The organism is Kitasatospora sp. NPDC088346 (assembly GCF_044740765.1).
In the GTDB taxonomy this organism is placed as follows: Bacteria; Actinomycetota; Actinomycetes; order Streptomycetales; family Streptomycetaceae; genus Kitasatospora.
Genome location: NZ_JBIURH010000015.1, coordinates 37,754 through 61,978 on the forward strand (window position 1 = coordinate 37,754; position 24,225 = coordinate 61,978).

The 24,225-nt window shown below is 75.6% G+C and carries 24 protein-coding genes; 14 read left to right on the plus strand and 10 right to left on the minus strand.

All coding sequences use genetic code 11. From position 1 onward, the window contains the following. Positions 1–2: 2 nt before the first annotated feature. The 3 genes from ACIOFR_RS20755 to ACIOFR_RS20765 all read right to left on the minus strand — a co-directional run bounded on the left by ACIOFR_RS20755 (position 3) and on the right by ACIOFR_RS20765 (position 1,700). On the minus strand, positions 3–851 hold the full coding sequence (locus ACIOFR_RS20755; RefSeq protein ID WP_400999296.1) for a helix-turn-helix domain-containing protein: 849 nt from the start codon (positions 849–851) through the stop codon (positions 3–5). A 9-nt stretch (positions 852–860) separates the two neighbouring features. Continuing rightward, positions 861–1,349 carry a GNAT family N-acetyltransferase gene (locus ACIOFR_RS20760; protein ID WP_400999518.1) on the minus strand — a complete coding sequence of 163 codons (489 nt, stop codon included), beginning with the start codon at positions 1,347–1,349 and terminating at the stop codon, positions 861–863. Between the two features lie 96 nt (positions 1,350–1,445). Next, positions 1,446–1,700: a hypothetical protein gene (locus ACIOFR_RS20765; RefSeq protein ID WP_400999298.1), complete on the minus strand. Its 255-nt coding sequence runs from the start codon at positions 1,698–1,700 to the stop codon at positions 1,446–1,448. A 323-nt stretch (positions 1,701–2,023) separates the two neighbouring features. Between ACIOFR_RS20765 and ACIOFR_RS20770 the strand changes: the two genes are divergently transcribed. From ACIOFR_RS20770 to ACIOFR_RS20780, 3 genes are all read left to right on the plus strand, one after another. Further along, entirely contained in the window at positions 2,024–3,253 is a 1,230-nt protein-coding gene (locus ACIOFR_RS20770) for an aromatic acid exporter family protein (protein WP_400999300.1), read from the plus strand. Between the two features lie 61 nt (positions 3,254–3,314). Further along, on the plus strand, positions 3,315–4,145 hold the full coding sequence (locus ACIOFR_RS20775; protein ID WP_400999302.1) for a hypothetical protein: 831 nt from the start codon (positions 3,315–3,317) through the stop codon (positions 4,143–4,145). Continuing rightward, the gene (locus ACIOFR_RS20780) at positions 4,142–5,449 is read left to right on the plus strand and encodes a nucleotidyl transferase AbiEii/AbiGii toxin family protein (RefSeq protein ID WP_400999304.1); all 1,308 of its coding nucleotides are present in this window, start codon (positions 4,142–4,144) and stop codon (positions 5,447–5,449) included. The genes ACIOFR_RS20775 and ACIOFR_RS20780 overlap by 4 nt, the downstream gene beginning before the upstream one ends. A 187-nt stretch (positions 5,450–5,636) precedes the next feature. On the opposite strand, the gene ACIOFR_RS20785 is transcribed toward ACIOFR_RS20780, so the two are convergent. Beyond that, on the minus strand, positions 5,637–6,509 hold the full coding sequence (locus tag ACIOFR_RS20785) for a helix-turn-helix domain-containing protein (protein ID WP_400999306.1): 873 nt from the start codon (positions 6,507–6,509) through the stop codon (positions 5,637–5,639). Positions 6,510–6,680: 171 nt separating this feature from the next. On the opposite strand from ACIOFR_RS20785, the gene ACIOFR_RS20790 reads away from it, so the two are divergent. Next, positions 6,681–8,099: an amidohydrolase family protein gene (locus tag ACIOFR_RS20790; protein WP_400999308.1), complete on the plus strand. Its 1,419-nt coding sequence runs from the start codon at positions 6,681–6,683 to the stop codon at positions 8,097–8,099. Positions 8,100–8,229: 130 nt separating this feature from the next. Here ACIOFR_RS20790 and ACIOFR_RS20795 read toward each other — a convergent pair whose 3' ends face one another. The 3 genes from ACIOFR_RS20795 to ACIOFR_RS20805 all read right to left on the minus strand — a co-directional run bounded on the left by ACIOFR_RS20795 (position 8,230) and on the right by ACIOFR_RS20805 (position 12,042). Continuing rightward, positions 8,230–8,682, minus strand: coding sequence for a hypothetical protein (locus ACIOFR_RS20795; RefSeq protein WP_400999310.1), 453 nt, complete (start codon positions 8,680–8,682; stop codon positions 8,230–8,232). A 109-nt stretch (positions 8,683–8,791) separates the two neighbouring features. Then, a complete protein-coding gene (locus ACIOFR_RS20800) occupies positions 8,792–11,281 on the minus strand; it encodes an FtsX-like permease family protein (protein ID WP_400999312.1) in 2,490 nt (829 codons plus the stop codon). Beyond that, on the minus strand, positions 11,281–12,042 hold the full coding sequence (locus ACIOFR_RS20805; protein ID WP_400999314.1) for an ABC transporter ATP-binding protein: 762 nt from the start codon (positions 12,040–12,042) through the stop codon (positions 11,281–11,283). The genes ACIOFR_RS20800 and ACIOFR_RS20805 overlap by 1 nt, the downstream gene beginning before the upstream one ends. A gap of 110 nt (positions 12,043–12,152) precedes the next feature. Here ACIOFR_RS20805 and ACIOFR_RS20810 point away from each other — a divergent pair, with 110 nt between their 5' ends. The 3 genes from ACIOFR_RS20810 to ACIOFR_RS20820 all read left to right on the plus strand — a co-directional run bounded on the left by ACIOFR_RS20810 (position 12,153) and on the right by ACIOFR_RS20820 (position 14,614). Continuing rightward, entirely contained in the window at positions 12,153–13,394 is a 1,242-nt protein-coding gene (locus ACIOFR_RS20810) for a sensor histidine kinase (protein WP_400999316.1), read from the plus strand. A 56-nt stretch (positions 13,395–13,450) separates the two neighbouring features. Then, a complete protein-coding gene (locus ACIOFR_RS20815) occupies positions 13,451–14,038 on the plus strand; it encodes a LuxR C-terminal-related transcriptional regulator (RefSeq protein WP_400999520.1) in 588 nt (195 codons plus the stop codon). A 78-nt stretch (positions 14,039–14,116) separates the two neighbouring features. Then, positions 14,117–14,614, plus strand: coding sequence for a peptidylprolyl isomerase (locus ACIOFR_RS20820; protein WP_400999318.1), 498 nt, complete (start codon positions 14,117–14,119; stop codon positions 14,612–14,614). Positions 14,615–14,728: 114 nt separating this feature from the next. On the opposite strand, the gene ACIOFR_RS20825 is transcribed toward ACIOFR_RS20820, so the two are convergent. Next, positions 14,729–15,424: an SDR family NAD(P)-dependent oxidoreductase gene (locus ACIOFR_RS20825; RefSeq protein WP_400999320.1), complete on the minus strand. Its 696-nt coding sequence runs from the start codon at positions 15,422–15,424 to the stop codon at positions 14,729–14,731. Positions 15,425–15,691: 267 nt separating this feature from the next. Between ACIOFR_RS20825 and ACIOFR_RS20830 the strand changes: the two genes are divergently transcribed. After that, the gene (locus ACIOFR_RS20830; RefSeq protein ID WP_400999322.1) at positions 15,692–15,895 is read left to right on the plus strand and encodes a cold-shock protein; all 204 of its coding nucleotides are present in this window, start codon (positions 15,692–15,694) and stop codon (positions 15,893–15,895) included. Positions 15,896–16,288: 393 nt separating this feature from the next. Beyond that, positions 16,289–17,146 (plus strand): presqualene diphosphate synthase HpnD, encoded by an 858-nt coding sequence (gene hpnD, locus ACIOFR_RS20835; RefSeq protein ID WP_400999324.1) that lies wholly within the window; start codon positions 16,289–16,291, stop codon positions 17,144–17,146. A 90-nt stretch (positions 17,147–17,236) separates the two neighbouring features. On the opposite strand, the gene ACIOFR_RS20840 is transcribed toward hpnD, so the two are convergent. Further along, positions 17,237–17,875 (minus strand): nucleotidyltransferase domain-containing protein, encoded by a 639-nt coding sequence (locus ACIOFR_RS20840; protein WP_400999326.1) that lies wholly within the window; start codon positions 17,873–17,875, stop codon positions 17,237–17,239. Between the two features lie 195 nt (positions 17,876–18,070). On the opposite strand from ACIOFR_RS20840, the gene ACIOFR_RS20845 reads away from it, so the two are divergent. The 3 genes from ACIOFR_RS20845 to ACIOFR_RS20855 all read left to right on the plus strand — a co-directional run bounded on the left by ACIOFR_RS20845 (position 18,071) and on the right by ACIOFR_RS20855 (position 20,466). Next, a complete protein-coding gene (locus tag ACIOFR_RS20845; RefSeq protein ID WP_400999328.1) occupies positions 18,071–18,427 on the plus strand; it encodes a hypothetical protein in 357 nt (118 codons plus the stop codon). 100 nt (positions 18,428–18,527) lie between these two features. After that, positions 18,528–18,788 carry a hypothetical protein gene (locus tag ACIOFR_RS20850; protein WP_400999330.1) on the plus strand — a complete coding sequence of 87 codons (261 nt, stop codon included), beginning with the start codon at positions 18,528–18,530 and terminating at the stop codon, positions 18,786–18,788. A gap of 310 nt (positions 18,789–19,098) precedes the next feature. Further along, positions 19,099–20,466 (plus strand): hypothetical protein, encoded by a 1,368-nt coding sequence (locus ACIOFR_RS20855; protein WP_400999332.1) that lies wholly within the window; start codon positions 19,099–19,101, stop codon positions 20,464–20,466. 104 nt (positions 20,467–20,570) lie between these two features. On the opposite strand, the gene ACIOFR_RS20860 is transcribed toward ACIOFR_RS20855, so the two are convergent. Next, positions 20,571–21,494 carry a ketopantoate reductase family protein gene (locus ACIOFR_RS20860; protein ID WP_400999334.1) on the minus strand — a complete coding sequence of 308 codons (924 nt, stop codon included), beginning with the start codon at positions 21,492–21,494 and terminating at the stop codon, positions 20,571–20,573. Between the two features lie 295 nt (positions 21,495–21,789). On the opposite strand from ACIOFR_RS20860, the gene ACIOFR_RS20865 reads away from it, so the two are divergent. Together ACIOFR_RS20865 and ACIOFR_RS20870 are read left to right on the plus strand one after the other, a co-directional pair. Continuing rightward, positions 21,790–22,686 (plus strand): LysR family transcriptional regulator, encoded by an 897-nt coding sequence (locus ACIOFR_RS20865; RefSeq protein WP_400999336.1) that lies wholly within the window; start codon positions 21,790–21,792, stop codon positions 22,684–22,686. 103 nt (positions 22,687–22,789) lie between these two features. After that, positions 22,790–24,214 (plus strand): MFS transporter, encoded by a 1,425-nt coding sequence (locus ACIOFR_RS20870; RefSeq protein ID WP_400999338.1) that lies wholly within the window; start codon positions 22,790–22,792, stop codon positions 24,212–24,214. The last annotated feature ends 11 nt before the right edge of the window (positions 24,215–24,225 follow it).

The window sequence follows — 24,225 nt, forward strand, 5'->3', positions numbered from 1 at the left end:
GCCTACGGTGAGGCCGGGGCGAGCGCGCGCAGCGCCTCGGCCGTCGCCGGGTCGGCGGGCAGGAAGGTCTCCATCGCCAGCTCCGAGACGGTCACGTCCATGGGGCTGTTGAAGGTGGTGACGGTGGAGACGAACGACAGCAGCCGCCCGTCCACCTCGATCCGCAGCGGCAGCGCGTAGGGGTACAGCTCGGCCGGGAACGGGGCGGCCCCCGCGGCGGCCTGCGGGCCGGTGGTCGCCGGCCGGTCGGGCTCCGGGTACGCGCTGACCTCCTGGTACAGCCGCCGCAGGGCGTCGCTGGAGCGCATCGCGATCTGTCCCCGTACGCGCTCCAGCAGGTGGGCGCGCCATTCGGGCAGGTTGTGGATGCGCGGGGCCAGCCCCTGCGGGTGCAGGGTGAGCCGGACGGCGTTCGGCGGGGTGTGCAGCAGGTGCTCGGCGACGCCGCCGAGCAGCAGGCCGACGCCGCGGTTGGCGGCGAGGATGTCGTAGGTGCCGTCCATGACCAGGGCGGGGTGCGGCTCGTGCGCCGTCAGCAGCCGCTCCAGCCCGGTGCGCAGCGCCCCCATGGCCGGGTCCCGCAGCGGGGTCTCGGCGAACGCGGGCGCGTAACCGGCCGCGACCAGCAGGGTGTTGCGGTCCCGGACCGGGACGTCCAGGTGTTCGGCCAGCTTCAGCACCATGGCCCGGCTGGGCCGCGCCCGGCCGGTCTCGACGAAGCTGATGTGCCGGGCGGAGCTGTCCGCCCGCAGGGCCAGCTCCAGCTGGCTGATCCGCCGGCGCTCGCGCCAGCCCCTGAGCAGCACGCCCACGCGGACGTCGGTGACCGTTCCGGTGAGGGCAGTCGTCATGCCCCGAACCTAGCCGACCGCGGCCCCGCCCGGAGGGCGCACCAGCAGGACGTCGACCGGGTCCTGGGCCTGGACGGTGAACCCGTGCCGCTCGTAGAGCCGGCGGGCGGCGCTGCCCTGAAGGACGTGCAGGGCCACCGCCGTGCCCCGCGCGTCCGTCCGCGCCAGCACCGCGTGCAGCACGGCGGACCCGAGCCCGTTCCCCTGACGGTGCGTCGCCAGGTAGAAGTGCTCCAGCCAGTACCGGCCCTCGACCGGCCGGACGGTGACGCACCCGGCGAGCTCGCCGTCGACCTCGACGACCGACGTGTACCGCGGCGAGAAGGAGTCCCGCAGCCGCTGCCGCACCCGCTGCTCGTCGTAGCGCCCGAGACGTTCCAGGTCGGCCCGCATCACCTCGGCCCGCAGCTCCGCGATCTCCTCGACGTCCGCCACCACCGCGGCCCGCAGCACCCAGCCGGCGGCCGGCGCCGGCGGCCCGCCCGCCGCCGAGTGCATCCCTGTGCCGCTCTCCGTCGCCCGGGTGTCCATGCCGTCAGTCTTCCAGCCGGCCCGCCCGCGCCGCGGACCGGCCCGACCGGGACGCCGGCGCGCCTACAGCGCGGTGAGGGCGAACACCCACAGGTGCGGCGGCTCCGGCAGGACCGCGTAGTGCAGCATCGCCCGCCCGGTGGTCACCACCCGCACCGTGTCGTCGAGGTCGTAGCGGTCCGCCTGTGGCCACGCCCACGGGTCGGCCTCCGCCCGGGCCACCGCGTCCCGCAGCGCCGCGCGGTCCTCGTCCCCCAGGGCCCGTACGGCGCGCGCGACCTCACCCGAGAACCGCGCCTCGTACCGCGGACCCGTCACCGGGCGGCCTTCCGTGCGCCGCGCGCGGCGCGCCGCGGCGGTGGGGTGCGGAACGCTTCCTCCAGCTGCTCGGGCAGCTCCACAAGGGTGGACATGCCCCCCACGATAGCCACCTCGCGGGCGGGCGGGCCGCTGTCCCGGTATGCCCGTCCCATGACGACCCGTGAGCAGCACCCCCCGCCCCCCGGGCCGGTGGACCGTGCCCCGCTGACGCCGCCCGCCGCGGCCGCCGCCCGGCGGCGGTGCCGGGGCGCATCCGGGTGCCAGATCGGATTCCGCCGGTGCGCCGGCCGGGACGGGGGAAGACGTCAGGGATGTCCGGCATGAGCGAAGCAGTCGAATCGGTGACCGAGAAGCTACGGCGGCGCCTGAAGGACCCGGTCGTCGTCCTGACCGTCCGGGCGACCCTGGCGTCCACCATCGCCTACGCCGTGGCCCTGCAACTGAGCGCCGAACCGGCCCCGCTGACGGCGCCGCTGACCGCGCTGCTGGTCGTCCAGGTCACCCTGTACTCGACCCTGACGACCAGCATCCGCCGGGTGAACTCGGTCGTGGTGGGCGTGGTGATCGCGATCGGCTTCAGCTCCGTGATGGGCCTGTCCTGGTGGAGCCTCGGCCTGATCATCCTGGCCTCGCTGACCGTCGGCCAGTTCGTCCGGGTCGACGAGTTCGTCAACGAGGTGGCGATCAGCGCGATGCTGGTCCTCGGCGTCACCCGGCTCGCCACCCAGGCCTGGGACCGCGTGTTGGAGACCCTGATCGGTGCCGGCGTGGGCCTGCTGTTCAACCTGGTCTTCGCCCCGCCGGTCTGGGTGGACACCGCCGGGGAATCCATCGAGGACCTCGCCCGCCGCGCCCGCCACCTGCTGCTGCGGATCGCCGAGGAGCTGAGCGGCCCCACCCGGGTCGAGCGCGCCGCCGCCCGGCTGCACGAGGCACGCGCCCTCGACCAGGCCATCGCCGAGGTCGACGCGGCCCTGCGGCAGGCCGAGGACAGCCTGCGGCTGAACCCCAGGATCAGCGAGGGGCTGCTCTCCAGAATCGTCCTGCGGACCGGACTGGACACCCTGGAGATCTGCGTCGTGGTCGTCCGGGTGCTGGCCCGCTCGCTGACCGACCTGGCCAAACGCCGGGACGGCGAGGAGGCCCTGTTCCCGCCCGACGTCGCACTGGCACTGGAAGAACTCCTGGCCCACATCGGCGGCGCCCTGGTCAGCTTCTCCGTCCTGGTGGCGAGTCAGGTCAGCCGCAACGCCGAGGAGGCCGAGGCCCGGCTGGCCGCCGAACTCTCCGCCGCGTGGGCCAGCCGGGAGAACGTCGCCCAGATGCTGCTGCGCGGCGTGCAGGAGCACCCGAAGGCCTGGCAGCTGCACGGGTCCCTGCTCGCCGAGGTCGACCGGATCCTCGACGAACTCGACCTGGAGCACCGGACCAGGCGGCTGATGGAGGAGCTCGACCGGGCCTCGGCGGCCAACCGCGAACGCTTCACCAAGCTGGGCCAGCTGCGCGGGGCGCTGCGCGGCGAGGGCCTGCGCCGTCGCCGGGAGGCCTGAACCCGGGGGCCGAGGAGGGGGTGGGGGACCGGTTGTCGGTGGCGACCGGCATCATGCACGCATGCTCGCCACCCGTCCTGACCTGCTCCGCCGCTCCGCCGACCACGGCTCCGCCGACGCCGGGCCGTCCGCCGACCCGTCCGTCGACCGGGGCGTCGACCGGGGCGTCGACCGGGGCGTGGACCACGGCCACGGCCTCGACGGTGACCGCGGCCCGGCGCTCCGCGGCGACTTCGAGGTCCACCTGACCGTCGGGGCCGACGACGCCGACGCGCTCGCCGGCTGGGCCGCCGAGCAGGGCGTCAAGTACACGCACATCCTGCTGGACCGCGGCACCGCGGCCGTCTCCCAGCCGATGCTCACCCTCCGCCGCTCCGGCACCTACGGCGAGGTGGCCGCCGCCACCCGCGGCACCGCGCGGCGGATGGCGGGCGCCGGGTTCACCGTCCTGCGGGTGAAGATCGAGGCGGTCCCCTGGGCCGAAGGCGTCCCGCAGACGGACGCCGACGCCGTGCGGCTCGGCCCGGAGCGGTACTTCGAACACCACGTCAAGCTGCTGCTGGGCCCCTCGGAGCGGACCGCGGGCCTGGCGGAGCTGGCCGTCCGGCACGGCGCCCACCTGTCCCGCAACGCCCGCCGGGTGCGGCCCGACGGCCTGCGCGAACGGTTCGTCACGCAGCGCTGCCGCCTGGTCGGCCTCGCCACGGCCGGCCACCGGCTGGACGCCCTGCTCGCGGACCTGACCGCCGACGGCCGCCGGATCGCCTCGGCCGAGCGGGAGTTCGTGGCACTGGACAGCGACGAGACGCTCGACGCCGGGTGGATCGAGGAGGCCGCACCGGCCGCCGCACCCGGCACCGTTCACCACCACCGGGAGGGAACCCACCGATGACCGACGACCGGACCGACCCGTCCGACCGCACCGGAACCCCAGGAGCCGCCGGGAGCGCGGCCGCCGACTGGGACGGACTCGACTACGGGCCCTGGGAGGAGGTCGTCCTGCCCCGCCGGCCCCCCACCGAGGAGGTCCGCGAACTGCTCGACCTGCCGCGCGCCATCCGCCCGATCGACGACGACGCGGTCACCCAGCAGCCCGTCTTCGACCCGGCCCTGGCCGGCTACTCCCGGGCGCTGCGGCCCAGCGAGCCCGCCTTCGCCGACCCGCAGGTCGCCGAACGCTGGCTGCTGGCCCGCCGCGAGGCACTCGACACCGTGCTCTCCGCCGTCGCCGGGTCCCCCTGGGCGGCGCACCTGGTGCTGCGCGGCAGCGTCCTGCTGAAGGCCTGGTACGGCGAGGCCGCCCGGGAGCCGGGCGACCTCGACTTCGTGGTCCGCCCCGAGGACTGGGAGCTGGAGGACGACCGCACCCAGCTGATGATCGACGCCGTCGCGGCGGGGGCGGAGCGGCTCTCCGGCCGCGTCCGGCTGCACGCGGACCAGGCCGCCTCCGACGAGATCTGGACGTACAGCCGGGTGCCCGGCCGCCGCCTGGTGCTGCCCTGGAGCGCCCCCGGCCTGCCCGGCGGCACCGTCCAGCTCGACTTCGTCTTCACCGAGCACCTCCCGGCCCCTCCCGAGACCGCCGAACTCCCCGGCGTCGACGGCCCGTTGTCCGTCGCGAGCCGCGAACTCTCGCTCGCCTGGAAGATCCTCTGGCTGGTGTCGGACAACCATCCGCAGGGCAAGGACCTCTACGACGCCGTCCTGCTGGCGGAGTCCACCGGACTCTCCTACGACCTGCTGCGGGAGGTCTTCCGGCTGGCGGGAGAGGGCTGGGACGCCCGTCCCGTCCTGCCGCAGGCCCTCGCCGGGATCGAGGTCGACCGGGACGAGTTCCGCAAGGACCACCCCGCGCTGGAGCCCGCCTGCCCGGAGCTCCCGGGCCGGCTGGCCGCCGCACTCGCCCCGACCTTCGCCGACCGCGACGGCTACACCCTGCGCGCGCACTGGCTCGCCCCGCTGACCGACGAACTGCGCCCGGTGCTCGCCGAGTCCGGAATGGCGCAGGTCCAGCAGCACCTGGCCGCCCGCTACCCCGAGGACGCCGCCTGGCTGGTGGCCCTGGCCGAGCTCCTGGACGGCGACCTCGACCGGGCCCACCACCTGCTCGCCGACCGGTTCGCCGACTCGGAGTACCGCCTCCAGCGCCTCCGCCAGGCGGCCACCGACCTCGCCGAGGCCCGCACACGGGCCTGAGCCGGCCGCCCCGCCCGGAAACAGCCGGCCCGGGCTACCGCCGGGTGGGGGCCGCCGCGCCCTGGGACGGGGCGATGCCGCACGACGTGCTGGTGCTCGAACTCCGGCCGGGCCGAGCGCGCCGGGCTCCGACCGCCGCGGGGCGGACCAGCGCGGGGCGGACCGGTGCGCCGGGCGTGTCCGGGAATCAGCGCGGGTGCGCGGTGCCACTCGGCTCCGACACGGGGTGGGCCGCGAGGGAGGAGAGGAGGGCGAGGCCGTCCGCCGAGGGGCTGCCGGGTTCGGCCTGGTAGACGACGAGTTGCAGGCCGGGGGCGCTGTTGACCCGGAAGGTCTCGTAGTCCAGGTCGAGGTCGCCGACCTGCGGGTGGTGGAAGAGCTTGGACTCGGCGGTCTTGCGCCGGACGTCGTGGTCCGCCCAGAGCGTGGCGAACTCGGGTGAGGCGAGCGAGAGTTCGCCGACCAGTGCGGCGAGGCCGGGGTGGTCCTGGTCGCGGCCGGCCGCGTGCCGCAGCGCCGCGACCGAGGCCCGTGCCGCGCGCGGCCAGTCCCGGTGGAAGGAGTGGGCGGCCGGGTCGAGGAAGGTCATCCGCACCAGGTTGTCCACCCGCGTGAAGCCGCCGTACAGGGCGCCCGCGAGCGGGTTGAGGGCCAGCACGTCCAGGGTCCGGCCCAGCACGAGGGCGGGCGTGTCCGCCCAGGTGTCGAGCAGCCGGTGCAGTGCGGGCGGCAGCCGTTCGGGGCGGTGCCGGTGGCTGCGACCCGCGGTGGGCCGGGCGATCCGGGACAGGTGCCGCACGCCGTCCTCGTCCAACTGCAGGGCGCGGGCCAGGGCGTCGACGATCTGCTGCGAGGGGTTGCGTTCCCGGCCCTGCTCCAGCCGCATGTAGTAGTCGGCGCTCACCCCGGCGAGCAGCGCGACCTCCTCGCGCCGGAGCCCCGGCACCCGGCGGCGCGCACCGGGCAGGAGGCCGGCCTGCTCGGGAGTGATCAGCTCGCGGCGGGCGCGCAGGTACTCCCCGATCGGGTTGGCGCGGCGCGGCGCCTGGTCGGTGTCCATGGCCACGAGGCTACGGCCGTCCGGCCGGAGAACGTATCGCTCAGCATGGGTGCGCCGCACCAGGGCACGGCGCGGCCTGGTCCGGTTCCGGGCGCCGCACCAGGCTGGCCGGCGGGGCGGCGCACCGAGGCCGCGCACCCCGACCCACCCCCCTTCCAGCGAGGACACCCCGTGAACCCGACCGACACCCCGCGTGCCGCCCTCCTCGACCGGCTGCGCCGCTCCGCCGCCGACCCCGACCGCCGGATCCTGTTCACCGGCGCCACCGTCGTCACCATGGATCCCGGGCTCGGCACCCTCCCCACCGGCGACCTGCTGGTGCGGGGCAGCACCGTTGTCGCCGTCGGCCCGGACCTGCGGGCCCAGGGCGCGGCGACGGACGCCGTCGTCGTCGACGCCACCGGGACGATCCTCACCCCGGGCTTCGTCGACACCCACCGCCACGCCTGGCAGGGCCAGTTGCGCCGGATCATGCCCGACGTGGACGACCTGGGCGGCTACGTGGCCGCCACGCTGGCCGGCTACGCCCCCGTCTACCGGCCCGAGGACATGTACGTCGGCACCCGGCTGGCCGCGCTCGGGGCCGTCGACGCCGGTATCACCACGATGCTGGACTTCTCGCACAACTCCCGGACGGCCGCCCACTCCGACGCCGCCGTCCGGGCCCTGGTGGACACCGGCATCCGCGGGGTGCACGCCGCGATGGGCCCGCACTTCGGGGACTGGGACCACCAGTGGCCGGCGGACCTGGGCCGGCTGGTGGAGCAGTACGGCAGCGAGCTGATCACCTTCCGGCTGGCCACCCTCGCCACCGGCGAGATCGCCGGGCCGGGGCTGGCCTTCGGTCCGGCGGCCGCCCGCACCGCGGCCGAACTGGGCGTCGGGGTCAGCGTGGACGCGGTGTTCGGCGCGTCCTCGTCGGCGGCGGTGCTGGACTGGGAGCGGCAGGGTCTGCTGGGCCCGGACCTCACCCTGATCCACGCCACCGGGCTGACCCCGGACGCCTGGCGGGCGATCGGTGACAGCGGGACCACGGTGGCCCTGGCGCCCACCTCGGACGCCCAGATCGGCCTGGAGACCGCCGTCCCCGCCGTGGACGAGGCGCTCTCGGTCGGGGTCCGGCCGGGGCTGAGCATCGACGTCGAGGTGGCGCTGTCCTGCGACATGTTCACCCAGATGCGGGCGCTGCTCACCGTCCAGCGGATGCGCGCCGTCAACGCCGGGTACGGCACCGGCCGGGAGCCGGTCCGGATCGGTACGGCCGACGTGCTCGACTTCGCCACGCTCCAGGGCGCCCGCACCAACGGCCTGGCGGGGGTGACCGGTTCGCTGACGCCGGGCAAGCAGGCGGACCTGCTGATGATCACCGCCGAGGAGATCAACAACCTGCCGCTCAACGACGCGGTGGGCACCGTCGTGCTGGGCTCGGACGCCCGCAACATCGACACCGTGCTGGTCGCCGGCCAGGTCCGCAAGTGGGCGGGCCAGGTCCTCGACGTGGACCTGCCCGCCCTCCGCGCCCGGGCCGCGGCCTCCCGCGACCACGTCCTGGAGGCCGCCCGCGCCGCCCGGCCGCTCCGGGCCGCCTGAGCCCTGTCCGTACGACTGCCGCTTGAGCTGCTCGTCACCTCGGGCACGGGGCGGGAGGAACGCGGCGCTCTGTCGGACGCGGAGCCAGGACTCCTACCGCCCCGGTCGGCCGGCTCCGCACCCGACCACGTCACCAGGCCGGGGGCCGGGACCGGTCGCCGCCCTCGATCTCCTCCGGCCAGTCGACGGGCCCGTGGTCCGTCCGGCTCAGGATGCCGGGGTCGGGCGCGTACCCCTCGTCCGGAGGTCCGGACCACCAAGCCCGTCGGGTGCGGGCGAGGGGTACTTCCACCAGCCTGCCGTCGTGGATCATCCAGAGGCCGAAGCAGTCGTCCTCCTCGTCGTGGATCAGCACCTGTACCGTCTCCGGACGGGGCCACGGCAAGGACTCCAGGTGCTTCAACAGCCCGGATCTCCAGCTCATGTGTTCGAACTCCGCGCCCCAGCCGAAACCCCAGTCACCGCCCGGGCGCATCTCGGCGAAGCAGCCCACCCAGGTACGAGTGGGGTCGGGCCGCGTCAGCGGCTCCATCACATCGTCCGCGTCCCGGGCCAGCACGATGACCTCGGCGATTCTGCTCATGCCCCGGAGTATCGCCGTCGATCACCGGCCCGGTGCAACCGGATGGGCTGCTAGTCGGTGCGACGGTCGGGCAGCGCCCCCGCCTGACGCGACGATCGGCCGGACAGGCTCAGCCGCGAGCCCCCGAGGCGGCCTCGCGCAGCCCCGGACGGGCCGTCAGCAGGGCTGCCGCCACGGCCAGTCCGAGGCAGGCGGCGACCAGCCCGAGGACGGTCCCCCAGGGGAGCAGCAGCGGGACGGCCCGCCCGAGGGAGGCGCTCACCCCGGCGCTCACCCCCGCCAGCGCGCCGAGCGCGACCAACAGGCCGAGTGCCGCGCCGACGCCGACCACCAGCGCCGCCTCGACGCCGACCACCCGCAGCACCTGCCCGGTCGTGCCGCCGGACAGCCGCAGCACGGCGAAGTCGCGGCGCCGCCCGGCGGTCGCCATCACCAGGGTGTTGGCGATCGCCAGGCCGGTGTACCCGACGGACATCCCGACCAGGATCAGCACGAACGTCCGGACCAGGGCGTCGTCCCGGGCCGCGGCGTCGGAGCGGTACTCCGTGCCGGCCACCGCCGTGGCCCCGAGCCCGGCCAGGGCGGCGCGCAGGTCGGCGGGCGGCACGCCGTCGACGTACGCCAGTTCGGTCAGCGCGGCCGGGTCGTGCTCGCGGACGGTCGCCCGGGGCAGGATCAGCGCGGGCAGGTCGGCCGTGTCCACCACCGCGACGACGCGCTGGCCCGCCGTCCGCCCGTCGGCGAAGGTGACCTGCACCGTGTCGCCCACCCGCGGCGCCCCGCCGGTCCCTCCGGGCCCGCCGTCCGCCGGGCCGCCGGCCGACCCGTCGCCGCCGGGCGCGGACCCGGGGACACCCGACCCGGCCGGCGGACGGCCGACGACCACCGTGCCGGGGGCTCCGAACTCGACCGCCGCCCCGGCCGGCACCGCCGTCCGGAAGCCCGACGGCGTCACGCCGGCGGCGAGCTGCTCGGTGCCGCCGACGAAGACCGTGGTCGGGGTCCAGGCGAGGGTGTGCCCGGCGGGCAGCGCGTCGAGGGCGGCGTCGCAGAGCCCGGGCGTGCCGTCCGGGCGCACCACCACCTCGTGCCGCACGGCGTCCGTGCCCCGGCTGCCGTAGGCGTCGGTCACGGTCGCCACCTGGCCGAGGATCAGGGTGCCGAAGCCGACGGTGGCGATCACCGGGGCCGCGACCGACGCCGTACGGCGGGCGGCGTTCAGGGCGCTCTCCCGGGCCAGCACACCGGTCGCGCCGGACAGCCGCTCCAGCGGTCGGGTCACGGCCCGGAGGACCGCCGGCACCACCACCGGTGCGAGCAGTGCCAGTGCGACGATCAGCGCCATCGCGGCGAGCATCGAGGTGGTGATCAGGTCCTCGCCGTCGGCGGCGGCCGTCGCCACCGTCAGCAGCACCCCGAGCGCCCCGGACAGGCCGCCGAAGGCCCAGCGGGCGGGGGTCATCGGCCGGCGGTCGACGGACGCCTCCCGCAGCGCCTCCATCGGGCCGACCGCGCCCGCCCGCCGGGACGCGGACGCGGCGCCCGCCACCGCGACCAGCAGCCCGACCAGGAACGCCGCGGCCGGCGGCCAGGGCGTCGACCGCACGGTGAACCCCGGCGGTTCGAAGCCCGCGTCGACCAGGACACCACCGAGCACCGGCGCCGCCGCGCAGCCCACCAGCACACCCACGACGCCGCCCGCGACCCCGACGGCCAGCGCCTCGCGGAGCACCGACCGGCGGATCTGACCCGGCGTCGCGCCGACCGCGCGCAGCAGGCCGAACTCCCGGCGCCGCTGGTTGGCCGCGAACGCGCACGTCGAGGCGACCACGAACACCGACGAGAAGACCGCCACCGCGACCATGGTGGCCAGCACCTGGGCGCCGATCTGCCGGGTGCTGCCCGCGCTCCGCTCCTCCAGCAGACCGCGCACCGCCCCGGCGAGCACCCGCCCCGACCCGCCGACCGCCGCGCGGACTGCCTCGCGAACCGCCGCGCCGACCGCGTCCGGGTCGGCGCCCGGTGCCGTACGCACACCGATCAGCCGGACACCACCGGCCAGCCGTTCGGCGACGGCGTCGGCGACGAACAGGCCGGGCCCGTCGACCGTGCCGGTCACCGTGTAGCGGGCCGGCCCGGCCGCGGTCAGCAGCACCACGGGGGTGCCGGCCGCCGTCCCCAGCGCGTGCGGGACGACCACCTCCCCGTCCGTGGCCGGCGCCCGTCCGGTGCGCACCGGGTACGGCGCCAGCGCCGCGGCCGACCAGCCGTGCCCCTGCGGGTCCCGGACGTCGGGCCGGCCGACCGGCCGCCCGTCCGGCACCAGCTGGGCGTAGAACGACCGCTCGGGGACGACCCCGGCCACGCCCGGCACCGCGCCGAGCCGCTCGGTCAGGTCCCGGACGGCCTCCGGCGACCAGGGCACCCCCTCGTTCCGGACGTACACGGCGGCCCCGGCGTAGCGCTCCGGGACCGCCGGCACCGCGGACAGGTACACCAGCAGCGTGCCGGTGATCAGCGCGACACCGAGGGCGAGCGTGACGAACGTGCCGGCGAAGGCGGTCCAGCGGTGCCGGACCGCGGCCAGGGGCAGCATCATCAGCCCTCCAGCCGGGCGAGGCGCTCCGCGACGCCGCGGGCGTCGAGGTACTCGGCGACCTCGGCCACCCGGCCGTCGCGCAGGAACACGACCCGGTCCGCGTACCCGGCCGCCACCGGATCGTGGGTCACCATGACCACGGTCCGGCCGTGCCGGTCCACGGCGCGGCGGAGCAGGGCCAGCACCTCGCGGGAGGCGGCGCTGTCCAGCGCGCCGGTCGGCTCGTCCGCGAAGAGCACGGCGGGCCCGGTCACCAGGGCCCGGGCGATCGCCACCCGCTGCTGCTGACCGCCCGACAGCTCGCTCGGCCGGTGCCCCGCCCGGTCCGCGAGCCCGACCTCCGCCAGGCCCTGCCGCACCCGGTCCCGGTCCGGGCGCAGACCGGCCAGCCGCAGCGGGAGCGCCACGTTCTGTTCGGCGGTCAGCGCCGGCACCAGGTTGAACGACTGGAAGACGAACCCGATCCGGTCGCGGCGCAGCAGCGTCAGCGCGCGCTCGTCGAGCGCCCCCAGCTCGGTGTCCGCCACCGTGACCGTCCCGGCGGTCGGCCGCTCCAGACCCGCGGCGCAGTGCAGCAGCGTGGACTTCCCCGAGCCGGACGGTCCCATCACCGCGGAGAAGACGCCGGCCGGGAAGCCGAGCGTCACCCCGTCCAGCGCCGTCACCGCGCCCTCGCCCGCCCCGTACACCCTGCGCACCGACCGCAGCCGGACGGCGTCGGCCGTCCCCGTCCCGGCGGCCCGGGTCTCATTGATCGTCATGTCTCCAGCCAAGCCGCCCGCCCTGCCCCGGGGCAGTGGCCCGCGGTGGAGTTCCGGGGGTAGACCCAGCACTACCGACCCGGCCGTGCGGCGTCGGTACAGTCGGGCCCGTGACACCACGGACCGCCTGGCAGGCCATCACCCACCACCCGGTCGGCTTCCTGACCACCTCCTGGCCGTGGCGCTCCCTCGGGTACCTGGTCTCCGGCGTCCTGCTGGGCGCCGCCACCGGCGCCGTCGTCCTCGTCCTGTCGGTCGGCGGGACGCTGCTCGCCCCGGCCCTCGTCGGTTTCGTCCTGCTGCTGGCCCTCGCGCTGTCGGGGGTGGTGGTCGCCCGGTTCGAACGGCTGCGGCTGCGCCTGGTCGACCTGGACCCGGCGCCCGACCCGCACCGTCCGCCGGAGCGGCTGGGCCGGCGCGAGTGGCTGGCGACCCGGCTGCGCGAGCAGCAGACCTGGCGGGAGCTCGGCTACGTCGCGGTGTCGGTGCTGGCCCTGTGGTGGATCGACTTCGGGGTGCTGGTCCTGTCGCTGTTCCTGCCGGTCGTCTCGGTGACGTCGATCGTCGTCGACCGCTCGATCCCGTGGTTCGGCATCGTGTTCCTGACGGCGGCGGCGCCCGTGCTGCTGCTGGTCGCGGCCTACCCGGTGACGGTCTGGGCCGGCGCCCGGGCCGTCCTCACCCGGACGCTGCTGGCCCCCCGCGACGCCGAGCTCGGCGCCCGGTTGGGGGAGGTGTCGCGCTCGCGGGCGCGGCTGGTGGACGCCTTCGAGGTGGAGCGCCGCCGGATCGAACGGGACCTGCACGACGGCGCCCAGCAGCGGCTGGTGGCCCTCACCATCGCGCTCGGCATGGCCCGGCTGGACCTGCCGGACGGCTCGCCCGCGGCGGCCGGCGTGGACGGGGCCCGCGAGCAGGCCCGGCTGGCCCTCGCCGAGCTGCGCGAACTGATCCGCGGCGTCCACCCGCAGGTGCTCACCGACCGTGGCCTGGCCGCGGCGGCCGCCGACGTGGCCGACCGGTCGCCGGTGCCGGTGACCGTCGACGTGGCGCTGCCCGCCCGGCTGCCCGCGCCGGTGGAGGCCACCGCGTACTTCGTGCTGGCCGAGGCGCTCGCCAACGTCGCCAAGCACAGCCGGGCGAGCCGGGCGGAGGTCCGCGGCCGGCTGCTGGCGGACCGGCTGGTGGTGGAGGTCCGCGACGACGGTGTCGGCGGCGCCGCGGCCCGCGACGGCAGCGGGTTGGCGGGGCTGGCCGACCGGGCCGCCGCGGCGGACGGCACACTGGCCGTGTCGAGCCCGGCCGGCGGGCCGACCGTGATCACCGTGGAGATCCCGTGCCCGATCGGGTAGGCGTACGAGTCGTGGTCGCCGAGGACGCGGCCCTGCTGCGCGGCGGACTGGTCGGCATGCTCGAACGGTTCGGCCACACGGTGGTCGCCGCGGTCGGCGACGCGGACGCGATGGCCGCCGCCGTCGCCGAGCACGAACCCGACATCGTGGTCACCGACGTCCGGATGCCGCCCGGCTTCAGCGACGAGGGGCTGCGTGCTGCGGTCGCCCTGCGGGCCGAGCGGCCGTCGCTCGCGGTGCTGGTGCTGAGCCAGTTCGTCGGACGGGCCTACGCCGCCGAACTGCTCGACTCCGGGCACGGCGCGGGGGTGGGCTACCTGCTCAAGGACCGGGTCGGGGAGGTGGCCGAGTTCGTCGGCGCGGTCGAGCGGGTGGCCGCCGGCGGCACGGTGATCGACCCCGAGGTGGTCCGACAGTTGATCAGCCACCGCCGGGACCCGCTCCAGCGGCTGACCGCCCGCGAGCGCGAGGTGCTGGCGCTGATGGCCGAGGGCCGCTCCAACGCGGCCGTCGCCCGCACCCTGGTGGTCGGCGAGGCCGCCGTCGCCAAGCACATCGGCAACATCCTCGCCAAGCTCGACCTGCCGCCGGCCGACCAGGACCACCGCCGGGTGCTGGCGGTGCTGGCGTACCTGCGGGGCTGAGCGGGCCCGGGCGCCGGATCCGGGCCTCCGGGTGGCCGGTGCACGGGGAGGTATCCGCGGCGTGGAAGGATGGGTGGCATGAGTAATGACGTGTTCTTCGACATCACCATCGACGGCGCTCCGGCCGGTCGGATCGTCTTCACCCTGTTCGACGACGTAGTGCCCAAGACCGCCCAGAACTTCCGCGAGCTCGCGACCGGCCAGCACGGCTTCGGCTACGAGGGCTCCAGCTTCCACCGGGTGATCCCGGACTTCATGCTGCAGGGCGGTGACTTCACCCGCGGTGACGGCACCGGCGGCAAGAGCATCTACGGCGAGAAGTTCGCCGACGAGAACTTCCAGCTCAAGCACACCAAGCCGGGCCAGCTCTCGATGGCGAACGCGGGCCGCAACACCAACGGTTCGCAGTTCTTCATCACCACGATCGTCACCAGCTGGCTCGACGGCAAGCACGTCGTCTTCGGCGAGGTCGTCGAGGGCATGGAGCTGGTGAAGCAGATCGAGGGCCTGGGCTCCTCCAGCGGCCGCACCAAGGCGAAGATCACCATCGCGAAGTCCGGCGTCGTCGAGGCCTGATCCCCGCACGAACGGCAGCCGCCGGCCGTTGCGGCGCCGCCGTGCCGAGCTCCTGCTCGGGCACGGCCGGCGCGCCTCGGCCGGCGGCCGGAAGCCCCGTCGTCCAGCGGCCGGTCACCAGGCGAGCGGGCGCCCGTGGCGGAAGAAACCGCCGGTCGGGCCGCCGTCCGGCAGGGTCGCCGCCCAGAGCACTCCGGCCGCCCCCTCCTCGACGGGACCGCCGCCCGGGCCTCCCATGTCGGTGGCCACCCAGCCCGGGCAGACCGCGTTCACCAGCACCCCGTCCGCGCGCAGCTCGGCGGCGAGCTTGCGGGTGAGGGCGTTGAGGGCCGCCTTGGAGACCCCGTACGCGGGCTCACCCGCCCCCATCCGGGTCAGCGACCCCGACTCGCTGGACACGTTGACGATCCGGCCGTGCGCCGAGCGCCGCAGCAGCGGTACGAAGGCCCCGGCGACCCGCCAGGCGCCGATCAGGTTGGTCTCCAGCGTGCGGCGGACGTCGTCCAGGTCCACGTCCACGGCCCGCTCCCCGGGGTCGTAGTTGGTCGCCGCGTTGTTGACCAGAACGTCCAGCCGGCCGTAGCGGGCCTCCACGTGCCTCGCCAGCGCGTCGGCCTCCGCCTGCGAGGTGACGTCGAGGCGGTGCGGACGGACCGTCCCGCCCAGCTCCGCGGCCACCCGTTCGGCGTCCTCGGGCCGGCGGGCGCAGAGCAGCACGGTGTGACCGAGCGCGGCCAGCTGCCGCGCCGTCTCCCGTCCGATGCCGCGGTTGGCTCCCGTCACCAGGGAGACGGGGGCGTCGGTGTCCATGGCCGGGCTCCTCGCAGCAGGGGATGTCCCGAACGCTACCGCCGGGCGCGACGGCGCCCCACCGCAGCCCCGGTGCGCGCCGCGCCGCCGCGCAGCCGCGCCGAGGGTCCGGCGGTGGTCGGCCTCCCCGGAAGCTGTCGGTAATGTGGTGACCACGCAGCGAAGGCTCCGGGCCGCGCCCGACGAGGTGTCGACCCGGGCCGGGCGATCACCTGCGGAGGGCTCGCACGGTGTGGGGCCTGGCACGACTTCGGAGAAGAGAGACCTGTGGCTACTGGAACTGTGAAGTGGTTCAACGCGGAGAAGGGCTTCGGCTTCATCGAGCAGGACGGTGGCGGCCCGGACGTCTTCGCCCACTACTCGAACATCGCCTCCTCGGGCTTCCGGGAGCTCATCGAGGGCCAGAAGGTGTCCTTCGACGTCACCCAGGGCCAGAAGGGCCTGCAGGCGGAGAACATCGTCCCGGCCTGACACCGGCCTGACACCGCGGTACCCGGGCCCGAGCCCGGCGCGGCCGAACGCACACCGGCGTTCGCCCGTGCCGGGCTCGCGGCGTTCGGGCAGGACGCGCCGCGGGGCGGCCCGCGTGTGCGGACGGGCACCCGGGGGCGGGCGCGAGCGCACGACCGGCCGGTACCGCCGGGCGGGGGAGGCGGCCCGGGAGAGGGTGGGGAGGGGCCGCCCTGCGGCGGTCGCTCACGGCGTCACGGCGCGGGCTCACCCGGACGCCGGCCGGACCCCCGCCGCCCACGGCCGGGCGGCGGACAGCCTCGCGGAGGGAAGGTGAACGCCCCAGTGGCGACATCGGCAGTGGAAGCGGTTTCGGCGTCGGCCCCGGCGGCGGTACCGCCGACGGCGCAGGCCATGGCGGCCTACCGGTACTGCGAGGCGGTCACCGCCCTGCAGGCCCGCAACTTCAGCTACGGGATCCGGCTGCTGCCGGAACCCAAGCGGCTGGCGATGTCCGCGCTCTACGCACTGGCCCGCCGGATCGACGACATCGGGGACGGTGACCTCCCGGCCGACCGCAAGGCCGAGCAACTGCTGCGGACCCGGCGGCTCGTGGACGAGATCAGGTCCGGGGAGGTGTCCGAGGACGACACCGACCCGGTCAAGGTCGCACTCGCCGACACGGCCCGACGCTTCCCCGTCCCGCTCGGCGGCTTCGACGAGCTGATCGACGGGGTGGAGATGGACGTCCGGGGCGTCGAGTACCGCACGTACGAGGAGCTCAAGGTCTACTGCCGGTGCGTGGCCGGTTCGATCGGCCGGCTCTCGCTCGGCGTGTACGGCTGCGCGGACGACGAGCTCGGCGCGGCGTACGCCGACACGCTCGGGCGGGCGCTGCAGCTCACCAACATCCTGCGCGACCTGCGCGAGGACGCCCTGAACGGGCGGACCTACCTGCCCACCGAGGACCTGGCCCGGTTCGGCTGCCAACAGGGCTTCGCCACACCCGACCTGCCGCCGGGCGCGGACTTCGCGGGCCTGATGGCGCACCAGGTCGAGCGCGCCCGGGAGGCGTTCGAGGAGGGCCTGCGCCTGCTGCCGATGCTCGACCGCCGCAGCCGGGCCTGCACGGCCGCGATGGCGGGCATTTACCACCGCCTGCTCGGACGGATCGCCGCCCGACCGGAGGAGGTGCTGCACGGCCGGCTCGCGCTGCCGGGCTGGGAGAAGGCGTACGTCGCGCTCTCCGGCCTGGCCGGCGGACGCCCCTGACGGCCGGTCGGCCCGGGGCGCGCGGCGCAGGCCGGGGCCGTTGACGGGTGCGGCTCTCCGCCACCGGGGACCGGTCCGCACCGGGCATCGCTAGTCCGTCAGCCGTGCCAGCCAGGGATGCCCGGGGTGTACACGCTCCAGCCACCCACGGAGGGTGTCCCGCCGGGCCCGGCCCAGCAGCGGCAGCGCACCGTCGAAGTCCGACTGGTCCTTGGGCCGCGCGGCCTTCGCCTTGAACAGCAGCACCAGTTCCGGCAGGAGGTAGGGCACCCCGTCCGCCGTCCGCTCGATGACGGTGTCGTACGGCAGCCGCAGGCTCTCGTCACGCCGGCAGATCCAGGTCGCGCCCCGGTGCGGCTCGCGGAAGACGTCGAACAGGAACCGGTCGCTCGCCGGATCCCGCACCCAGGTCTGGTGGGTGACCGCCAGCGCTTCGGGCCCCGCGTCCGGCCAGACCCGGCCCGAGCCCGCCGCGTCGAACGCGTACTCGGGGAAGCGGTCCCGAATCTCCGGGAATCCCGCCGCGGGCACCGCGATCTCCAAGTCGCCGTGCGGCCGTGACTGCCCCCCGCGGAAGAGGTCCAACGCCCACCCCGCGGCGACGCACCAGGGCGCGCCGACCCCGCCCAACCGCTCGGCGACCTGTTCCGGCCGCCACGCCTGCGCCCACCGGGCAGCCATCTCATCCGCGTCGAGCACGACACCGCCGGGCGGCAGGGATTCGGTCATCGCCACAACCTACTCCCGCGCGCCCTACCTCGTCGGCCGATCCCCGGCGACGGGGAGCCGCGTCCGCCAACCTCGGTGGCAGGCGGTCAAGGTTCGGCGGCACCGGACAGGAGCCGACGCGCCGCGGATAGCCCTGAAGTGGGAAACCGGGCCGGACGCCGTTTCCGACCCGTGCCGGCGCCGGTTGAACCGGGGGTGACAGAACCCGCGCATCCCGGCCGGCTGCCCGCCACCGGCACCGACTGGGTCCTGGTGCACCCGCTGCTGGCCGCGCTGACCCGCGCGGGTGTCCCGGTCGGCCCGGGTGACCTGGACCAGCTCCGGAGCGCCGCCGCCCTGGGGCCGGAGTTCGTGCAGGCGCTCGCCCGGTGGATCCACCGGGCCCACGGCGCCGCGCCGCCGTCCGCCACCTGGGAGGCCGTCGCCCGGGCACCCGCCGTCGGCGCGGCCGAGGGACGCCGGCCGAGCCGCCGGGAGAGCCCGCCGGCCCTCGCGGCGTCCCGCCCGGCCGGTCCGGCCGGTCCGGATCGGGACCAGCGCCAGGCGTCCTGACCGGCCGTCCGTGCACTCCCCGCGGGGGCCCGACCCCGCTTTCACAGCTTCACAGCCGCCAACGACGGACCGGCGCAGCCGTTCCCGGAGGGATGATCCGATGACCACCGTCCACCAGCCCCCTCGCGGTATCGCCGCGCGCGTGCCCGCGCAGGACACCGCCACCGCCGGGCAGCGGGCCGCCGCGCAGATGCTCGGCCTGCGCAACGTGACCCTCCCCGCCGCGGTGATCTCCGCCGCGGCGGAACTCCTGGACGACCGGCTAGGCGAGCAGTCGGACGCCGTCACCCGGGAGGCCACCGCAGCGGTCCTCAGCCGTCTTCGTGCCGCGATCGGGCAGGAGCAGCCGGCGCAGCGCTGACCGCGTGGGCCCCCTCCGGCCGTCCCGTCCCGCTCCGCCCGGTCCAGTCGGCCCTGCTCGCGCCGGCGGCCGGGAGGCGGCGCGGGGGCGCACGACCTGCGTCGTGAGTGCGCCCTGGCGCGGGCCGGGCGCCGGGTGTCGGCTCACGCCCATGGTCTTCCGTGCACATACCTTTGCTTGTCGGCGGGTGCGCCGCCGGCCGCCGGAGCCGGCAGCGGCCCGACCGCCGGCACCCGGTCCGGACCGGCCGGGCGCGACCAGGTGCGCCCCGCTCACCGATCTCATACGACCGACAAGAGAGGCGGCAGCAATGACGCTGCGCAGTGAAGCCAGAGTCGACGTCAGTCTGGAGGCCTGGACGGAATCGGAGGGAACCGAGGCCCCGGCCGGCGGCACCCCCGACACGCTCGCGCCGGGAGTGCTGTTCGCACCGCCGCTGCGCGCCGACACCGCCCGCAGGGTGAACCGCCCCAACGCGGTGTGGGACCTCACCGGGGCCTGGGAGCACGAGGGGGAGACGGCCACCGGGACCGCCGCCGTCCACTACGGCCTCGACCCCGACGGCACCCCCCACGAGGGCCTCGTGAACCCCATGGTCTTCGCGGACGGCTTCAACTACGGCGAGAGCAACCTCGACGACCTCTACGCCCACCTCGACGCGCCCTACGGCCCCGACGGCAGAAGGCTGCTGAGCCAGCTGCGGGCCGCGGGCGTGGACATCGTCCTGCTCGGCTTCACGGAGCGCCACACCTACATCCAGGCCAACGCCGGCGTCGCGGTCAGCGCCGTGCGCCGGGTGATCGACGAACGGCAGCCCGGCGGCTCCCCGCTGATCGTCGGCGGCGTCAGCATGGGAGGCCTGATCACCCGGTACGCGCTGGCCCGGATGGAGAACGAGGGCGAGGAGCACGAGACGGGCACCTACCTCTCCTTCGACTCCCCGCACAACGGCGCCTGGATCCCGGTCGCCCTCCAGCAGTTGGCCTACTTCTTCGAGTCGGTCCCGGACCCGTCCGGCAAGCCGAAGCAGGCCGAACTGATCAGGAGTCCCGCCGCCCAGCAGCTGCTGTGGGCGTGGGTGGAGAACGCCAGGGACTCGGGCGCCGTCGCCACCTGGAGCCCGCTGCGCCGCGACTTCCTCCAGGACCTCAAGGACGTGGGCTGGTTCCCGTCCAAGCCGGGTCTGCGCCGGATCGGCGTCGCGAACGGCACCGGTGACACCACCGGCGGTCCGTTGCTGCCCGGCGAGCAGGTCTTCGACTGGTCGAAGCCGAGGCTGGCCCGCGCGGTGCTCCGCACCCAGCCGGCCTTCGGACAGATGCAGGAGGCCGTCCGGATGTCGGCGGTCCTGCTCGGTTACCGCACCAGCCGCACCAGCGAGATCCCCCCGCTGGACGGGGCTCCCGGCGGCACCCTGGCCTCGTACGGGATGCTCGCCGACGCGCTCGGCGCCACGATCGACGACCGGCACCGCTCCGGGTGCTTCGTGCCCTCGGTCAGCGCCGTCGCCCTCAAGTACGACCCGGTCACCTGGGACGTCGACCTCAACGCCGATCTGAACGGCCTCCCGGCCGGCCGGAGCGACCTCGACGCCTTCTGCTGCGACTCCACCAACTCCGAGCACAGCGCGGTGACCGAGACCCTGGCCGAGTGGATCCTGGCCGAACTGACCGACTGACCGACCGACCGACCGACTGACCGACCGACTGACCGACCGACAGGCCGACAGGCCGACAGGCCGACAGGCCGGCTGACCGGCCGGCTCCCCGCCCGCTTTACCCGTCAGTCGGTCGCCAGTTCGGCGATCAGCCGGCGGGCGACCGGCACCGGGACGCCGTGCCGGTCCGCCGCCCGCAGCAACGCCCCGCCGATCGCGTCGAGTTCCAGCGGCCGGCCCGCCTCCGCGTCGCGCAGCATGGACGACTTGCCGTCGGCCGGGAACGCGTCGTACCGTGCCATGGTCCGCGCGGGGTCGGCCGGCACGCCGCAGGCCCGGCTCACGGCGGCGGCCTCCGCCACGAGCGCCTCCAGCTCCGCGCGGCGGGCCGTCCGCAGCTCGCCGATGGTGAGCCGGTGGCCCGTGGTGAGCAGGGCGAACGGAGCGAGGAAGGCCAGCTTGGACCAGAGCACGGTGCGTTCGTCCTCGATCACGCGGGTGGTCACGCCCGCGGCGGTGAGCAGCGCGGCCGCCGGGGCGAGCCGTTCGGGATCGCCGGCCAGGTCGATCTCCGTGAACGGGCTGCCGTGCTCGATGACGCCGGGCGCCGTCCGGGTGGACTCCACCCTGATCACCCCCGGCACCACCGCGTGCGGCCCGTAGCGTTCGCGCAGTACGTCCGCGTGCTCGACGCCGTTGAGCAGCGGCACCAGCGGGCCCTCGCCGAGGACGGCGGGCGGGATCCGTTCCAGAGCCGAGTCGAGGGCGGTGTGTTTGACGGCCACCAGGCACAGGTCGACCGGCTCCCGCAGGGCGGTGTCGGCCTCCACGGCGGCCCGGAAGTCCCCGAACTGCCGGCTGTGCAGCCGGATCCCGTCCCGGCGCAGGGTGTGGACCGTCGACTCCCCGGCCAGGCAGACCACGCGGTGTCCGGCACGGGCGAGCACGGCGGCGAGCAGCCCGCCGACACCGCCCGGGCCGAGGACCGCCACCGTGCGGCGGAGTGGGGTGGGCGTGGGGGCCGTGGGGGAGGGGAGGGGGGAGTGCACGGTGCGGCAGGTCCTTCCTTGCGGGTCCGCCCGGGTCCGCCCGGGTCCGCCCGGGTCGGGCCGGGTCGGGCCGGAGGTGCGGAGCGGTCGATCGGTCGAGCCGGATTCGACGGTGAGGAGGGCCGGTTGACGGGTCGACACCCGTCCCGACCCCCTCGCCCTACCGGTCCGGACCGGGTGCGGGGGGATCGGGACGGGTTGCCGCCCTGGGCCCTACGGCGATCCTCGACGACGGGCTGACTCCCAGTCAATCCTAGGGTTTCCTAAGCCTGACCCAAGGAATACCTTGGGTCGCATGACCCTCGATGATCTCCGGGTGTTCGTCGCCGTGTGCCGGAGCGGCAGTCTGAGCGCCGTCGCGCGCGAACTCTCCTGCACCCAGTCCGCGGTGAGCCAGCACGTGAAGCGACTGGAGCGGGCCACCGGCACCCGGCTCCTGGAGCGCCATCCGCGGGGCGTCGTCCCCACGCCCGCCGGACACGTCCTGCGGGCGGCGGCCGCGGACGGGCTCGCCGGACTCGACCTCGCCGTCCGCCGCATCGACGAACTGGTGCGCGGCGAGGGTGGTTCGGTGCGGGTGACCACGGGGGCGACCACCGTGCGGCACTTCATGGCGGAGGCGATCGTCGCCTTCCGGCAGCACCACCCCCGGGTGAGCCTGGAGTTCCAGACCGAGAGCTCCAGTCGCAGGTGCTTCGCCGCCCTCGCGGCCAACACCATCGACCTGGCCTGGCTCACTCTCGGCGGCCCGGTCCGCGGCATCGAGCAGCGGCCCGTCGTCGAGCTGCCCTGGGTGCTCGCCGTCCGTGCCGAGGATCCGCTCGCCGGCCGCCCCCGGGTCGAGGCGGCCGATCTCGCGGACGTCCGCCACATCCGGCTCCCGGAGAACTCCTCCGCGCGGGCGCACCTCGACACGGCCTTCGCCGACCTCGGCGTCCGGGTCAGCTCCGAACCGAGCGTCGCCGACTGGGACACCGCGATCCTCCTCACCGAGCTCGGCCTCGGCCGCGCCGTCGTCCCCGCGCTGCCCGAGCACGACGTCCACGGCCGGAGCGGCCCGGTGCGGTTCGTCCCCATCCCCGACCTCCCCCGGCTGCCGGTCGGCTGGGCCGTCCGGCGGTGGGACGCGCTCACGCCCCTCGCACGCACCTTCGCCGAGACCGTCAGCCTCAGCTGCGCGGCCCGGGGGTGAGGGCCGCGCCATTCTGTCGACTTCGAGAATCTTGACATCAAGAGAATTTGCGGGCAGGCTGCCCCTCGATCTCTTGACGTCAAGATACATTCGGGGGCGAGCGATGCGGCGCGGCGACACGGACAGCGGGGAGACCCCGAAGGGCGGACAGGGCCTGATCGCGCAGTTGCGCCGACCGCCCGGCGGGCGCAACGCGCGGATCATGCTGCTCGCCCTGGCCGTCGACCGCGTCGGCTCCGGGCTCTGGGCCGCGTCCTCCGTCCTGTACTTCACCTTCGTGACCCGGCTGAGCGCCCAGCAGATCGGCGTGCTGCTCGGTGCGGCCGGCATCGCGGGGATCGTCGGCTCGCCGCTGGCCGGGAGGCTGGCCGGCCGGGCCCCGGTGCGCGCGCTGCTGATCGGCTGCCACCTGCTCCGCCTCGGCACCCTCGGCCTGCTGCTGGTGGTCACCGGCTTCGACGCGCTGCTGCCCGTCGTCGCCGCCACGTACCTGGGGGACCGGGCGGCGAAGACCCTGGAGATGCTGTTCGCCACCCAGGTCGCCGGGGGGCGCCGCGCGACCTACCAGGCGCTGTCGCGCAGCGCGGCCAACGCGGGGTACGGCGTCGGTGCCGGGATCGCGGCCGTCGGCCTGGCGGTCGGGACGGGTGCCGCCTACCGGGTCCTGATCGTGGGCGACGCGCTGTCGTTCGCGGTCGCGGCCGCGCTGGTGTGGCGCACCCGGGAGCCCCGCGAGCCCCGGGAAGCACGCGCGGCACGTGCGGTGCGCGAGGTGCGGGCGACGCGGACGGACCGGGCGACGCGGACGGCCCGCCCGGCGAGCCCCTGGCGCGACCGCCGCTACCTGTTCTTCGTCCTGCTGGACGTCCCGATGAACATCGACGACTCGATCCTCGCCGTCGGCCTGCCGCTGTGGCTGGTGAACCGGACCTCGGCGCCGCACGCGCTCGTCCCGGTCTTCCTGGTCGTCAACACCGTGCTGGTGGTGGTGCTGCAACTGCGGGTGTCGGCCGCGGCGGAGGGGCCGCGCCGGGCCACCCGGGCCGTGCTCCGGTACGGCGTGCTGGTCCTCGTCACCTGCACGGGCCTGGCGGTCGCCGTCCGGGGCGGCACCTGGGTGGCCGCGGCCGTCCTGCTCGCCGCGGCACTGCTGGTCACCCTCGCCGAGCTGATGCGCTCGGTGAGCTCGTGGGAGCTCGCGGTGCTGCTGGCGCCCGAGGACGCCCGCGCCTCGTACCTGGGGGTGGCCGGGATGGCCCAGTCCGTCCAGAAGTCCGCGGGCCCGCCGCTGCTGACCGGTGTGGTGATGGCGGCCGGCCCGGTGGGCTGGGTGGTGCTGGGGGCGGCGGTCGCCGGGCTCGCGGCGGTGCAGCACCGCGCCTGCACCCGCCGGCTGCGGACGCTGCCGACGGCCGGCCCGGTCCATCACGGAGGGACCCGCGCCGCGGCGGCGGCCGTCGGGGCGCCGGCGGTCGGGGACGGCGCCCGGGACGCGGGCCCGGACCGGGACGCGACGCCGGTCGGCTGAGGCCGGTACGC

Coding starts and splice junctions, on each gene's coding strand:
- ACIOFR_RS20755 (WP_400999296.1), bottom strand. CDS start 851: ATGACGACTGCCCTCACCGGAACGGTCACCGACGTCCGCGTGGGCGTG.
- ACIOFR_RS20760 (WP_400999518.1), bottom strand. CDS start 1,349: ATGCACTCGGCGGCGGGCGGGCCGCCGGCGCCGGCCGCCGGCTGGGTG.
- ACIOFR_RS20770 (WP_400999300.1), top strand. CDS start 2,024: ATGAGCGAAGCAGTCGAATCGGTGACCGAGAAGCTACGGCGGCGCCTG.
- ACIOFR_RS20775 (WP_400999302.1), top strand. CDS start 3,315: ATGCTCGCCACCCGTCCTGACCTGCTCCGCCGCTCCGCCGACCACGGC.
- ACIOFR_RS20780 (WP_400999304.1), top strand. CDS start 4,142: ATGACCGACGACCGGACCGACCCGTCCGACCGCACCGGAACCCCAGGA.
- ACIOFR_RS20785 (WP_400999306.1), bottom strand. CDS start 6,509: ATGGACACCGACCAGGCGCCGCGCCGCGCCAACCCGATCGGGGAGTAC.
- ACIOFR_RS20795 (WP_400999310.1), bottom strand. CDS start 8,682: ATGAGCAGAATCGCCGAGGTCATCGTGCTGGCCCGGGACGCGGACGAT.
- ACIOFR_RS20800 (WP_400999312.1), bottom strand. CDS start 11,281: ATGATGCTGCCCCTGGCCGCGGTCCGGCACCGCTGGACCGCCTTCGCC.
- ACIOFR_RS20805 (WP_400999314.1), bottom strand. CDS start 12,042: ATGACGATCAATGAGACCCGGGCCGCCGGGACGGGGACGGCCGACGCC.
- ACIOFR_RS20815 (WP_400999520.1), top strand. CDS start 13,451: ATGCTCGAACGGTTCGGCCACACGGTGGTCGCCGCGGTCGGCGACGCG.
- ACIOFR_RS20820 (WP_400999318.1), top strand. CDS start 14,117: ATGAGTAATGACGTGTTCTTCGACATCACCATCGACGGCGCTCCGGCC.
- ACIOFR_RS20825 (WP_400999320.1), bottom strand. CDS start 15,424: ATGGACACCGACGCCCCCGTCTCCCTGGTGACGGGAGCCAACCGCGGC.
- hpnD (WP_400999324.1), top strand. CDS start 16,289: ATGGCGGCCTACCGGTACTGCGAGGCGGTCACCGCCCTGCAGGCCCGC.
- ACIOFR_RS20840 (WP_400999326.1), bottom strand. CDS start 17,875: ATGACCGAATCCCTGCCGCCCGGCGGTGTCGTGCTCGACGCGGATGAG.
- ACIOFR_RS20850 (WP_400999330.1), top strand. CDS start 18,528: ATGACCACCGTCCACCAGCCCCCTCGCGGTATCGCCGCGCGCGTGCCC.
- ACIOFR_RS20855 (WP_400999332.1), top strand. CDS start 19,099: ATGACGCTGCGCAGTGAAGCCAGAGTCGACGTCAGTCTGGAGGCCTGG.
- ACIOFR_RS20865 (WP_400999336.1), top strand. CDS start 21,790: ATGACCCTCGATGATCTCCGGGTGTTCGTCGCCGTGTGCCGGAGCGGC.
- ACIOFR_RS20870 (WP_400999338.1), top strand. CDS start 22,790: ATGCGGCGCGGCGACACGGACAGCGGGGAGACCCCGAAGGGCGGACAG.